Below are 11,826 nucleotides of genomic sequence, written 5' to 3' on the forward strand. Positions count from 1 at the left end.
TTGCAGGCGGCGTAATCGTGGCTAGGCTGGCGCGCAATACTCCTGCCAAAAGGTCTGCCAGAATGAGCCTCAGATTCGCTGCTCCCGACACGCCCGCCCTGCCGCTGCATCTTGTAGCTGAGGAGGCCCTTGAGGGGTGGCTTACAGGGCAAGCGCCCGAAGTTGCGGCATGGGTGCGCGCCATGGGGTTCACGGGTGCCCTTGGGCGCGTGCTGGTTGTGCCCGATGCGGCGGGTGGGATTGCCATGGGTTTGGGCGGTTACGGATCGGCGACGTCGCGCGCACGGGGGCGGTTTCATCTTGCCGGGATTGCCGCGGCCTTGCCTGCGGGCACCTACCGCGTTGCAGGCCTGCCCGAGGATCAGGCCGAGACCGAGGCGCTTGGCTGGCTCTTGTCGCACTATGCCTATGAGCGCTATCGCGACCAATCCCCGGCCAAGGCAAGGCTTGTTGCGCCCGAAGGCGTCGATGCGGCACGGTTGGAAATCATCGCGGCGGGCGAGGCGCTGACCCGCGACCTCATCAATACCCCCGCGAATGATCTTGGCCCCGATGCGCTTGAGGCGGCATGTGCCGCCATCGCCGATCAGCAGGGCGCGCGCGTGACCTGCGTGCGGGGCGAAGATCTGCTTGCCCAGAACTTTCCGCTGATCCACACGGTTGGGCGCGCCTCGGCTGTTGCCCCGCGCCTCATGGACATGCGGTGGGGCAAGACGGGGCCTAAACTGACGCTTGTGGGCAAAGGCGTTTGTTTCGACACGGGCGGGCTCAATCTCAAGCCCGGCTCTTCCATGGGCCTGATGAAAAAGGACATGGGCGGGGCTGCTACGGTGCTGGGGCTGGCGCATATGATCATGGCGCTCGGCTTGCCGGTGCAGTTGCGTGTGCTCATTCCGGCGGTGGAAAACGCGGTGGCCGGCAATGCGTTTCGCCCCGGCGACATCCTGACCGCGCGCAATGGTCTGACGGTTGAGGTTAACAATACCGATGCCGAGGGTCGATTGGTGCTGGCTGACGCGCTATCCTATGGGGCCGAGGATGCACCCGATCTGATGATCTCCATGGCCACCCTCACCGGGGCAGCGCGCGTGGCGCTTGGGCCGGACCTTGCGCCCTATTACACTGACGATACTCGCTTTGCCGGGGCACTCGAGGCCGCCGCTGCGCGCGTGGCCGATCCGGTTTGGCGTCTGCCGTTTCACACGCCCTACGAGGCGATGATCGAGCCGGGCATCGCCGATCTTGACAACGCGCCCTCGGGCGGATTTGCAGGCTCGATCACCGCTGCGCTCTTTCTGCGCCGCTTTGCGGGTGGGCTGAACTACAGCCATTTCGACATCTACGGCTGGTCGCCGACGGCTGCCCCCGCACGCCCCAAGGGTGGTGTCGGCATGGGCGCGCGCGCGCTTTTGGAGGCGCTGCCAGAGGTGCTGGGGCTGTGACCACACCCTGCCTGATTGCCTTGCCTCTCGTTGACCTATTGCGCCGCCCCGACGGCCCGCGTGATCGACAACTTCTGATGGGTGAGGGCGTCACGGTGCAGTCGATCGCTGATGAATGGGCAGAGGTTACAGCCATCCGCGACGGCTATTCGGGTTTTGTGCCTAACTCCGCCCTGACTGAGGGGACAGTTACCCACCGCGTCAGCGCCCGCGCCACGCATCTCTATCCCGCGCCGGATTTCAAGACCCGCGAGCGCTTCAGCCTTAGCCATGGTGCGCGGCTTCAGGTGCTGTCCCAACAAGGCCGATTTGCCGAAACGCCGCAGGGATACGTCCCGCACGCCCATCTGTCATCGCTGGACGTGCTCGACCCTGATCCTGTAACCGTGGCCGAAACCCTGCTGGGCACGCCCTATCTCTGGGGTGGAAATTCCAGTTTTGGAATTGATTGTTCGGGGTTGGTGCAGACTGGGTGTCTTGCGTGTGGCATTGCCTGCCCGGGCGACAGCGGACCGCAAGAGCAAAGCCTTGGCGCGCCTTTGTCTGAATCCGCCCCCCTCCAACGCGGCGACCTTCTCTTCTGGCGTGGGCATGTCGCATGGGTGTCTGATCCCGCCACGCTCCTCCACGCCAACGCGCATCACATGGCCGTGGCCTATGAACCCATCGCGGATGCCATTGCCCGCATCACCGCGCAGGGGGGCGGCCCCGTCACCTCTCGCAAACGCCTGAAAGGACTGTCATGACCTCTGATCCCTTCTTTCACCCGATTTCCGGGTTTGAGCTGCCGCGCTTTGCCGGTGTGCCCACATTCATGCGGCTGCCCTATGTGCCCAACGGGCATGAGCGCTACAAGGATGTGCAAATTGGCCTGATCGGCGTGCCCTGGGATAGCGGCACCACCAACCGGCCCGGCCCCCGCCATGGCCCCCGCCAATTGCGCGATGCTTCAACCATGATCCGCGCGCAGCATCCGACATCCGGCATGCGCCCGTTCGAGGCGGTGAATTGCGCCGATCTGGGGGATGTGGGGCCAAACCCTGCGGATATCATCGACAGTATGCGCCGGATTTCCGAGTTCTACGATACGGTCACCGGTCCGGGGATCATACCGTTGACCGCAGGCGGGGATCACCTTACGACCCTGCCGGTGCTGCGGTCGCTGGCCCGCCGCGCGCCTGTGGGCATGATCCATTTCGACAGCCATACAGACCTCTATCACTCTTATTTCGGTGGCACGATGTATACTCACGGCACGCCGTTCCGTCGCGCAGTCGAAGAGGGGCTGCTTGATCCAAAACGCGTCGTGATGATCGGCCTGCGCGGCACGATGTATGACACCGAAGATCGCGATTTCGCCGCAGCTGAGGGTATCCGCCTGATCCTGATCGAGGAATTCCACGCCCGCGGCCCCGAAGATGTGATGGCCGAGGCGCGTGAAATTGCAGGCGATGGTGACACCTACGTCAGCTATGACATCGACTTTGTTGACCCAACCTTTGCCCCCGGCACCGGCACGCCAGAGGTGGGGGGGCCGAACAGCTATCAGGCATTGCAGGTCGTGCGCGGGCTTCACGGGGTCAACATCATCGGCGCTGATCTGGTCGAAGTGTCGCCACCGTTTGACGCCTCTGGCGGCACGGCATTTCTAGGGGCGTCGATCATGTTTGAGCTGCTCTGTGTCATGGCGGGGCAACACGCCGAGGGGTAAGGCCCCAACAGATCACACATGACGCATGGTTTGGCGGCGCGCTCCGCCAAACCCTTTGGAATCCGTGCGCGAATCCTATATGGGATCATATCCCAGCCCGAACCGCGACAGGCCCATGACCCAAACTGCCCCCATTACACAGGATGTGCTGACCATCCCCCGCAAGCTGCCCGACGGGCCGATCAACCTGGTGGGGTTAACGCGCGATGCGCTGCGTGAGGTGCTGATCGCGCATGGCACGCCCGAAAAGCAGGCCAAGATGCGGGTCAATCAGATCTGGCAATGGATCTATCAGTGGGGTGTGCGTGATTTTCATGCCATGACCAATCTGGCCAAAGCCTATCGTGCCCAATTGGCCGAAAACTTTGTGGTGACAATCCCGGAAGTCGTGAGCAAGCAGGTCAGTGCCGATGGTACGCGCAAGTATCTGGTAAGGATCGCGGGCGGCCATGAGGTCGAGGTGGTCTATATCCCCGAAACCGATCGCGGCACGCTGTGCATTTCCTCTCAAGTGGGCTGCACGCTCACCTGTTCGTTTTGCCACACCGGCACGCAGAAACTGGTGCGCAACCTGACGGCGGGTGAGATCATCGGTCAGGTGATGCTGGCGCGCGATGACTTGAACGAATGGCCCAAACCGGGCGAGCCTGCAGGCGAGCGCCCCCGCCTTATCAGCAACATTGTCCTGATGGGCATGGGCGAGCCGCTCTATAATTTCGACAATGTGCGCGATGCCATGAAAATCGCCATGGATGGTGAAGGGATTTCCCTGTCACGCCGTCGTATCACGCTCTCGACCTCTGGTGTTGTGCCCGAGATCGCCAAGACGGCTAAGGAAATCGGATGTTTGCTGGCTGTCAGCTTTCACGCCACTACGGATGAGGTGCGCGATACTCTGGTGCCGATCAACAAGCGATGGAACATCGCCACGCTGCTGGACACGCTGCGCGAATATCCGCGCCTGAGCAATTCCGAGCGGATCACCTTTGAATATGTCATGCTCAAAGGTGTCAATGACAGTGATGCCGATGCCCGCCGCCTTGTTCAACTGATCAAGGGCATTCCGGCCAAGATCAACCTTATCCCATTCAACGAGTGGCCCGGCAGCCCGTATCAACGCAGCGATTGGGAGCGGATCGAACGCTTTGCCGACATCATCTACAAGGCTGGGTATGCCAGCCCGATCCGAACGCCCCGTGGCGAGGATATCATGGCCGCCTGCGGCCAGTTGAAATCCGCCACCGAACGCTCCCGCAAGTCCCGCGCGCAGATCGAGGCCGAGGCAGGGCTTTAGCCCAATGACCGCCTTTGCCCCCCTGCCGCAGCCATTGAACGCTACGGGTGATCCCCGCCTTGTCGGTGTCGAAATCGAGCTTGGCGGCTTGCCGGAATCGCGCGTGGCGGACCTGTGTGCATCCGAATTGGGGGGCACGGCGCAACAGGTAGACAGCCATATCTGGCGGGTTGAGAATAGCCAGATCGGACAGATCGACATCTATCTCGACATCTTTCTGCGCAACGCGGAACACAGCAAACTGCGCGATCTGGCGCTAGATCTGGGACGCGAAGTGGTGCCGGTGGAAATCGTCACCAAACCGCTTGATATGGATGGCCTTGCCCGCCTTGATGATTTGCGGATGACGCTTCGGGATGCAGGGGCTTTGGGCAGCGGCGCGGGCTGGTTCTTTGGGTTTGGCCTGCATCTTAACATTGAGATGGCCAGCGATTCTGATGCCGACACGGTTCGCCCTTTGCTTGCCTATGCGCTGATCGAGGACTGGCTGCGCGCCGCCAATCCTATTGACGAGGCCCGCCGTCTCTTACCCTTTACAGACCCATACCCGATTGATTTTACCCGTGCGCTGATCGAAATGGGGCCAGAGGCCGCGCGTGAGAGGGTGATCGGCAGCTATCTCGAACTGACGCCAAGCCGCAATCGCGGTCTCGATATGCTGCCCCTCTTTGCGCATTTCGACGCGGATCGGATCAAGGCGGCCATTTCCGACAAGACATCGGCACGCCCGACCTTTCATTTTCGTTTGCCCGACTGCCGGATAGACGAGGCCGCTTGGTCGATTGCCGATGAATGGCAACGCTGGTTGACTGTGGAACGGGTGGCCGCCGATACCGCGCTGCTCAAGCGCCTGTCGCAGGCCTGGCAGGACGATCATGGCCTGCTCACGCTGTCGCGTCAAAGCTGGGCCAATCGCGCAGGTCGTATCCTGCAATCGGCGGGGCTTGATCGAGTATGACCGCACGCCGCCCCGTGATCGGGGTCACAGTTTCGCGCCGGTCAGGGTGGCGTATCTTTCCGCTTATCGCGCTTAATGTGTGGTTGGCGGGGGGGCGCGCCCTGCGGTGGCAAGCGGGCCGCGCGGCTGACATAGAGGCGGTGGATGGGCTCATCATCGGCGGTGGCGATGACATCTCGCCGGATCTCTATGGCGGGCGGCTGGTTAAATCCGCGCGACTAGATCCCGACCGGGACGCGCTGGAACGTGGGCTGGTCTTGGCCGCCTTTGCGCATGACAAGCCGGTTTTGGGTATCTGCCGGGGTAGTCAGATGCTCAACATCGCTCTTGGGGGCACATTGCATCAAGACGCGTATGAGACCTATGCCGCCAGCGATCACATTCGCACCGTGCTGCCGCGTAAGACCGTTCGGATCACCGCCGGCACCCGTCTGGCACAGCTTGCGGGCACCCAACCGATGAAGGTGAACGCCCTGCATACCCAGGCCGTTAATCGCTTGGGGGACGGTCTGCGTATCGCTGCGCGGGATAGTGCTGGCATGATTCAGGCTGTCGAGCGGGTCAAGGAACCCTTTGCCTTGGGCGTGCAATGGCACCCCGAGCATCTTTTCTATGCGCATCGGCAAATGGGCATCTTTCGTGCGCTCATCGCAGCGGCCGCAGCGCGGCGCGATCATGCGGCGCAACTGCCCGGCGTGGACGCCGTGGCACGTTGACCCTGTCGCGATAATTCCCCGACCCTGCCATAATCCGGCACGATTACCGCCACATCCGTCACCTATCCCTAAAGTCAGAGGCAAATTTTAACAGGGATAGAAACAATGAACCTGAACCAGAATGAAAGCAGCACCGAAATCCGCAATCTCGTGATGCGCGAGCGTCATCTCGCCGTTTCCGAGCGGGAATGGAAGCACCGCCTGCGCGGGTATGGCTATGCGATCCGCGACACCGCCGAGGGGCGTTTTGTCACCTCGATCCGTCAGGATGCACCGCTCTGCCAACTGAGCTGACCGCGGCCTGTTTCTGGCTGAAATCTATAGGCGACCGGCGCTTGGGCTGATGGGGCTAAGCCCCAAAAACGACAAACCCCCGAAGCATCTGCCCGGGGGTCGTCAAACGTGCCGCAAAAACCTGCGGAGAGCGCTCTTAGAGCATGCCTTCGCGCTGCGCTTTCTTGCGCGCCAGTTTCCGGGCACGGCGAATCGCTTCGGCCTTCTCGCGCGCTTTCTTCTCGGACGGCTTTTCGAAATGTTGCTTGAGCTTCATTTCACGAAAAACGCCTTCGCGCTGCAGTTTTTTCTTCAGAGCGCGGAGCGCCTGATCGACATTGTTGTCGCGAACACTAACCTGCATGTGGTGTCACCACCTTCCTAAGTTAAAGTTGCAATAGATTGCAGGAAGGCGCCGTATAGCAAAGCATCTTGGATTTGTCTAGGGTGCGCCGCAAGGAGGATTTTCGATGTCCGAACCCGATCTGATGACCCGTTTGCTGGATGCCGCAGCGCTCCATGTGCCCTTCGATGGCTGGAGCGAAACCACCCTGCGTCTTGCCGCTGAGGATGCTGGGATTGCCCCCGGCCTTGTGTCCGCGATTTGTCCGCGCGGCGCGGTCGATTTGGCGCTTGCCTATCATGCGGCAGGCGATGCCGCGATGCTCAAACGACTGGCCGAGACCGACCTGAGCGCCCTGCGTTTTCGGGATCGCGTGGCGTTTGCCGTGCGTGTCCGCCTTGAGACGGTCGAGGATCGCGAACTGGTACGTCGGGGGATGACCCTCTTTTCCTTGCCGCCCTATGCTGCCGATGGTGCGCGCGCCCTCTGGCAAACGGCTGATCACATCTGGACCGCTCTTGGGGACACATCGCAGGATGTGAATTGGTACACCAAACGCGCAACGCTCTCGGGTGTCTATGGCGCGACCGTTCTTTATTGGTTGGGTGACGACAGTGACGGCCAAACCCGCACATGGGAATTTCTTGATCGCCGCATCGAGGGTGTGATGCAGATCGAAAAGCTCAAGGCGCAGGCCCGTGACAACCGTTTGGTGTCGGGCCTCATGGCGGGACCGCTCAGTTTTTTGAGCCGTATCCGTGCGCCGCAGCCGGGCGCACAGACGGGTATGCCGGGCCGCTGGAATGGCCCGAACTGAATATAAGGACAGATGAATGACCAAGACGATGCAGGCCGTCGAAATCACGCAGGCGGGTGGCCCCGAAGTATTGCAACTGACCACTCGCCCCATTCCCGCGCCACGCGCAGGCGAGGTCGTGATCCGGCTGGCCTATGCCGGTGTCAACCGCCCGGATGCCTTGCAACGTGCCGGGCTCTATGCGCCGCCGCCCACGGCCTCTGACCTTCCGGGGCTTGAAGGGGCAGGGGAAATCGTGGCGCTTGGTGCGGGCGTCACGCATTGGACGCTTGGCGATCAGGTCTGTGCGCTATTGCCCGGTGGCGGCTATGCCGAATATGTGGCCACGCCCGCAGCGCATTGCTTGCCGGTGCCGCATGGTCTTAGCCTCGAACAGGCCGCCTGTCTGCCGGAAACCTTCTTCACCGTCTGGTCTAACGTGTTTCAGCGCGGCGCACTCAAGGGCGGCGAGCGGTTTCTTGTGCATGGCGGTTCATCCGGGATCGGCACCACGGCCATTCAACTCGCCCACACCTTCGGCGCGCGGGTGTTTACCACGGCAGGCTCTGCCGAGAAATGCCAGGTCTGCATGGATCTTGGGGCCGAACGCGCGATCAACTACCGCGAAGAGGATTTCACCGAGGTGTTGTCTGCCGAGGGCGGCGCAGATCTGATCCTTGACATGGTTGGCGGCGATTACCTGCCCCGCAACGTCAAGGCGCTTGCCGATGATGGACGCCTCGTGCAGATCGCGTTTCTCCAAGGCCCCAAGATCGAGCTGAATTTCTCTCAGGTGATGATGCGTCGCCTCACGATCACCGGCAGCACGCTGCGCCCGCAAAGCGATCTCGCCAAGGCGCGGATTGCCGAAAGCCTGCGCACCCATGTCTGGCCGCTGCTGGAGGCGGGTAAAATCGCGCCGGTGATGGATTCCGAATATCCGCTGGCCAAGGCTGCTGCTGCGCATGCGCGGATGGAGTCGAGCGGGCACATCGGCAAAATCGTCCTCAAGGTTGCGTGACCCGGGTCAACGATCGAGACAAATAAAAAGCCGCCCCATTGGGCGGCCCTTTTGATCTCTGGTGCAGGCTGGCGGCGCGAATTCTGCGCCAGCGGGCCGCAGATCAGCCGTTCACGCTGTCCTTGAGTGCCTTTGCAATGGTCATCTTGACCACCTTGTCGGCCTCTTTCTTCATCTGCTCGCCTGTCGCGGGGTTGCGCACCATACGCTCGGGGCGCTCACGGCAATAAATCTTGCCGATGCCGGGCAGGGTCACGGCACCGCCGGCGGATACTTCACGGGTGATGATCGCGATCACGGCGTCCAGAGCTGCGCCAGCGGTCTTCTTGTCACTGCCCATATCATCGGCCAGAGCGGCGACGAGTTGGGTCTTGGTCATGGGTTTTGCCATTTTATGGTCTCCTTACAACTGCCCGTCCCTTGGGCCTCATGCGCGTGATTAAACGCCATGATGTGGCTAAACACAACGGCTAGTGGGCAAAAGCAAGCCCTTTTGCTGGATTTTGTGCGGATTTCCGTCGGGTCAGAGGAAAGCTGTCTCTTCAAAACTGCGCAATTTGCGGCTGTGGATGCGTTCAAGGGGCATGCGGCGCAATGATTCCATGGCGCGAATCCCAATCATGAGGTGACGTGAAACTTGGGATTTGTAAAAATCCGAGGCCATGCCGGGCAGCTTCAATTCGCCCTGCAACGGCTTGTCCGAAACGCAAAGCAGCGTGCCATAGGGCACACGGAAGCGGAACCCGTTGGCGGCAATCGTGGCGCTCTCCATGTCCAGCGCGACGGCGCGCGACTGGCTGAGGCGTTGCACTGGCCCCGATTGCTCGCGCAGTTCCCAGTTGCGGTTGTCTACGCTGGCGACTGTGCCGGTGCGCATGACGCGCTTGAGGTCGAACCCCTCAAGCTGCGTCTCGGCGGCCACCGCCTCTTGCAGTGCGATCTGTATTTCGGCAAGCGCGGGGATGGGCACCCATGCGGGCAGATCGGCGTCAAGCACGCGATCTTCGCGCAGATAGGCATGGGCCAGCACGAAATCGCCCAAGGATTGCGAATTGCGCAGCCCCGCGCAATGGCCGACCATCACCCAAGCATGCGGGCGCAGTACGGCGATATGATCGGTCGCGGTCTTTGCGTTGGACGGACCCACCCCAATATTGACCAAGGTGATCCCCGATCCATCCGCCCGCTTGAGGTGATAGGCGGGCATCTGCGGCAATCGTTCGGGCGCAGGTAGGATATCATCCGGCCCGGTGATCTCGGCATTTCCGGTGCTGACAAAAGCCGAATAGCCGCTGTTCGCGTCCCCCAGCATGCGCCGGGCGTAGGTCTCGAATTCCGAGACATAGAATTGATAGTTGGTGAAGAGCACGTAATTCTGGAAATGGCAGGGATCGGTTGCCGTGTAATGCGTGAGGCGTGCCAGCGAATAATCCACCCGCTGCGCAGTGAACGGTGCCAAAGGGGCTGCCCCGTCCAGCCCCGGCAGCCATGTGCCATTGACGATATCGTCATTGGTGGTCGCCAGATCCGGCACGTCAAAGTAATCGCGCAGGGTGAACTCTGCGGCACCTTCTTGTGGCACGCTCAGGTTTGCATCCCCCGCCACCGCGAAATGCACAGGAATAGGCGTGTCAGAGAGGCCGATCATGACCCCGACACCGTGATTGTCCATCAAGAGGCCCAGCTGCTGCTCCAGATAGGCGCGGAACAGGATGGGGCGCGTGATCGTTGCGGCATAGGTGCCGGGGTTCGAGACATGGCCAAAGCTGAGCCGACTGTCGACCTTGGCATAGGTCGTCGTGGTCAAACGTATTTCGGGATAATAGGCGCGCACCCGGCCCATCGGCAGGTGCCCGGCCAAAGCCTTTGCAAAGGCTGTGCAGAGAAACTCTGTGCTTGCCGCATAAAGCTGACAGAGCCGATCCACCGCCGCGCGCGCCTCTGTGAACGCCTCTGGGGCGATCTTGTCGGGGGTGCTGATGCTCATGCGTGTCTCCTGCGGCATGCTCTCAGGTTGACACGTGCCGGGGGCATGATCAAGCTGAGGCCATGGATTACGAAACGATTACGCCTGAGGAATTCGGGGCCAGCCTGCGCGGGCTTGGCCTCAACCTCTTGGTGCGCGATGTGCGGGTTGAGGCGGCTTTTCTTGTCAGCGTTTTCGGCATGGCGGCCCATCGTCTAAGCGCAGATTTTGCGATCATGGTCTATGGCGATCAGGTGATGCAACTGCATGCCGATCATACCTACGCCGCCAACCCGATCCTTGGCCTTGTGCCTGAGAGCCCGCCGCGCGGGGCCGGGGCGTCTTTGCACCTTTTCGACAGCGATCCCGACACGGTTGCCGCCCGCGCCGAGGATGCAGGCGGCATGATCCTGCAACCGCCCACCAACAAACCCCACGGGCTGCGCGAATGCTGCATCCTGTGCCCCAATGGTTATGCGTGGGTCGCCTCCCGGCCCCTGACCGAGATTGAAAGGAAAGCGAAATGAATGTGACAAACCTGCGCCCCAACATGGACCACTGGCAAGAGCGCGTGGATCTTGCCGCGGCCTTTCGTTGGACCGCGCGCCTGAACATGCACGAAGCGGTTGCCAATCACTTTAGCCTCTCGATCAATGATGATGGCACGCGGTTCCTGATGAACCCCAACCAGATGCATTTCGCCCGTATCCGCGCCAGCGATCTGATCGTTGTGGATGCCAATGATCCCGAAACGCTAGAGGGGCCAAATGCGCCTGATCCCACCGCCTGGGGCCTGCATGGGGGGCTGCACCGGCACTGCGCCCATGCCCGCTGCGCCATGCATGTGCATTCTATTCATGCCACCGTGTTGGCCAGCCTTGCCGATAGCCGCCTGCCGCCCATCGACCAGAACTGTGCCACGTTTTATAACCGGCATGTGGTCGATGAGGGCTATGGCGGGCTGGCGTTCGAGGATGAAGGCGCGCGCTGTGCACGGCTTTTGACCGACCCCAAGAAGAAGGTGCTGATCATGGGCAACCACGGGGTGATGGTGATCGGCGATAGTGTCGCGGACACGTTCAACCGCCTCTATTATTTCGAGCGTGCCGCCGAGACTTATATCCGGGCGTTGCAAACCGGGCGCCCCCTGCGGGTTCTGTCGGATGCGGTTGCGGAGAAGACGGCGCAGGAACTTGATGATTACCCGGGCCAGGCAGATCGGCATCTGTCGGAACTCAAGGCCATTTTGGACGCTGAAGGCTCGGACTACGCGCAATAGTGTCTTGCCGTTGCAGCGACGTACGGC

14 protein-coding genes are annotated in these 11,826 nt (G+C 61.4%); 11 read left to right on the forward strand and 3 right to left on the reverse strand.

Going from position 1 to position 11,826, the window contains the following annotated elements; genetic code table 11:
* Positions 1-62: 62 nt before the first annotated feature.
* From GC127_RS09990 to GC127_RS10020, 7 genes are all read left to right on the forward strand, one after another.
* Positions 63-1,442 (forward strand): M17 family metallopeptidase, encoded by a 1,380-nt coding sequence (locus tag GC127_RS09990; RefSeq protein WP_151977884.1) that lies wholly within the window; start codon positions 63-65, stop codon positions 1,440-1,442.
* Complete coding sequence (locus tag GC127_RS09995; protein ID WP_151977886.1) at positions 1,439-2,188, forward strand: C40 family peptidase; 750 nt, start codon at positions 1,439-1,441, stop codon at positions 2,186-2,188. The genes GC127_RS09990 and GC127_RS09995 overlap by 4 nt, the downstream gene beginning before the upstream one ends.
* Positions 2,185-3,153, forward strand: coding sequence for an agmatinase (gene speB / locus GC127_RS10000; protein ID WP_151977888.1), 969 nt, complete (start codon positions 2,185-2,187; stop codon positions 3,151-3,153). The genes GC127_RS09995 and speB overlap by 4 nt, the downstream gene beginning before the upstream one ends.
* 115 nt (positions 3,154-3,268) lie before the next feature.
* The gene (gene rlmN, locus GC127_RS10005) at positions 3,269-4,447 is read left to right on the forward strand and encodes a 23S rRNA (adenine(2503)-C(2))-methyltransferase RlmN (RefSeq protein WP_151977890.1); all 1,179 of its coding nucleotides are present in this window, start codon (positions 3,269-3,271) and stop codon (positions 4,445-4,447) included.
* 4 nt (positions 4,448-4,451) lie between these two features.
* The gene (locus GC127_RS10010) at positions 4,452-5,405 is read left to right on the forward strand and encodes an amidoligase family protein (protein WP_151977892.1); all 954 of its coding nucleotides are present in this window, start codon (positions 4,452-4,454) and stop codon (positions 5,403-5,405) included.
* Complete coding sequence (locus GC127_RS10015) at positions 5,402-6,121, forward strand: gamma-glutamyl-gamma-aminobutyrate hydrolase family protein (RefSeq protein ID WP_151977894.1); 720 nt, start codon at positions 5,402-5,404, stop codon at positions 6,119-6,121. Before GC127_RS10010 ends, GC127_RS10015 begins: the two co-directional genes overlap by 4 nt.
* Before the next feature lie 105 nt (positions 6,122-6,226).
* Positions 6,227-6,415 (forward strand): hypothetical protein, encoded by a 189-nt coding sequence (locus GC127_RS10020; protein WP_008279599.1) that lies wholly within the window; start codon positions 6,227-6,229, stop codon positions 6,413-6,415.
* A 136-nt stretch (positions 6,416-6,551) separates the two neighbouring features.
* Here the strand turns inward: GC127_RS10020 and rpsU are convergent, their stop codons facing one another.
* Positions 6,552-6,758, reverse strand: a complete 207-nt coding sequence (rpsU, locus tag GC127_RS10025; RefSeq protein WP_008207378.1) for a 30S ribosomal protein S21 — start codon at positions 6,756-6,758, stop codon at positions 6,552-6,554.
* A gap of 106 nt (positions 6,759-6,864) precedes the next feature.
* Here rpsU and GC127_RS10030 point away from each other — a divergent pair, with 106 nt between their 5' ends.
* Positions 6,865-7,554 carry a COQ9 family protein gene (locus GC127_RS10030; RefSeq protein WP_151977896.1) on the forward strand — a complete coding sequence of 230 codons (690 nt, stop codon included), beginning with the start codon at positions 6,865-6,867 and terminating at the stop codon, positions 7,552-7,554.
* A 16-nt stretch (positions 7,555-7,570) separates the two neighbouring features.
* Entirely contained in the window at positions 7,571-8,554 is a 984-nt protein-coding gene (locus tag GC127_RS10035; protein WP_008279597.1) for an NAD(P)H-quinone oxidoreductase, read from the forward strand.
* A gap of 103 nt (positions 8,555-8,657) precedes the next feature.
* Here GC127_RS10035 and GC127_RS10040 read toward each other — a convergent pair whose 3' ends face one another.
* A complete protein-coding gene (locus tag GC127_RS10040) occupies positions 8,658-8,945 on the reverse strand; it encodes an HU family DNA-binding protein (protein ID WP_037270194.1) in 288 nt (95 codons plus the stop codon).
* A gap of 132 nt (positions 8,946-9,077) precedes the next feature.
* The gene (locus GC127_RS10045; protein WP_151977898.1) at positions 9,078-10,541 is read right to left on the reverse strand and encodes an AMP nucleosidase; all 1,464 of its coding nucleotides are present in this window, start codon (positions 10,539-10,541) and stop codon (positions 9,078-9,080) included.
* A 62-nt stretch (positions 10,542-10,603) separates the two neighbouring features.
* Here GC127_RS10045 and GC127_RS10050 point away from each other — a divergent pair, with 62 nt between their 5' ends.
* Positions 10,604-11,047, forward strand: a complete 444-nt coding sequence (locus tag GC127_RS10050; protein ID WP_151977900.1) for a glyoxalase/bleomycin resistance/extradiol dioxygenase family protein — start codon at positions 10,604-10,606, stop codon at positions 11,045-11,047.
* Positions 11,044-11,799 (forward strand): class II aldolase and adducin N-terminal domain-containing protein, encoded by a 756-nt coding sequence (locus GC127_RS10055; RefSeq protein ID WP_008279593.1) that lies wholly within the window; start codon positions 11,044-11,046, stop codon positions 11,797-11,799. Before GC127_RS10050 ends, GC127_RS10055 begins: the two co-directional genes overlap by 4 nt.
* The last annotated feature ends 27 nt before the right edge of the window (positions 11,800-11,826 follow it).

The organism is Roseovarius sp. EC-HK134 (assembly GCF_902498815.1).
In the GTDB taxonomy this organism is placed as follows: Bacteria; Pseudomonadota; Alphaproteobacteria; order Rhodobacterales; family Rhodobacteraceae; genus Roseovarius; species Roseovarius mucosus_A.

Excerpts from the sequence above, each read along its gene's own strand:
- rlmN (WP_151977890.1), top strand. The coding sequence starts at position 3,269 with ATGACCCAAACTGCCCCCATTACACAGGATGTGCTGACCATCCCCCGC.
- GC127_RS10035 (WP_008279597.1), top strand. The coding sequence starts at position 7,571 with ATGACCAAGACGATGCAGGCCGTCGAAATCACGCAGGCGGGTGGCCCC.
- rpsU (WP_008207378.1), bottom strand. The coding sequence starts at position 6,758 with ATGCAGGTTAGTGTTCGCGACAACAATGTCGATCAGGCGCTCCGCGCT.
- GC127_RS10050 (WP_151977900.1), top strand. The coding sequence starts at position 10,604 with ATGGATTACGAAACGATTACGCCTGAGGAATTCGGGGCCAGCCTGCGC.
- GC127_RS10015 (WP_151977894.1), top strand. The coding sequence starts at position 5,402 with ATGACCGCACGCCGCCCCGTGATCGGGGTCACAGTTTCGCGCCGGTCA.
- GC127_RS10030 (WP_151977896.1), top strand. The coding sequence starts at position 6,865 with ATGTCCGAACCCGATCTGATGACCCGTTTGCTGGATGCCGCAGCGCTC.
- GC127_RS10010 (WP_151977892.1), top strand. The coding sequence starts at position 4,452 with ATGACCGCCTTTGCCCCCCTGCCGCAGCCATTGAACGCTACGGGTGAT.
- speB (WP_151977888.1), top strand. The coding sequence starts at position 2,185 with ATGACCTCTGATCCCTTCTTTCACCCGATTTCCGGGTTTGAGCTGCCG.
- GC127_RS10020 (WP_008279599.1), top strand. The coding sequence starts at position 6,227 with ATGAACCTGAACCAGAATGAAAGCAGCACCGAAATCCGCAATCTCGTG.
- GC127_RS09990 (WP_151977884.1), top strand. The coding sequence starts at position 63 with ATGAGCCTCAGATTCGCTGCTCCCGACACGCCCGCCCTGCCGCTGCAT.
- GC127_RS10055 (WP_008279593.1), top strand. The coding sequence starts at position 11,044 with ATGAATGTGACAAACCTGCGCCCCAACATGGACCACTGGCAAGAGCGC.
- GC127_RS10045 (WP_151977898.1), bottom strand. The coding sequence starts at position 10,541 with ATGAGCATCAGCACCCCCGACAAGATCGCCCCAGAGGCGTTCACAGAG.
- GC127_RS10040 (WP_037270194.1), bottom strand. The coding sequence starts at position 8,945 with ATGGCAAAACCCATGACCAAGACCCAACTCGTCGCCGCTCTGGCCGAT.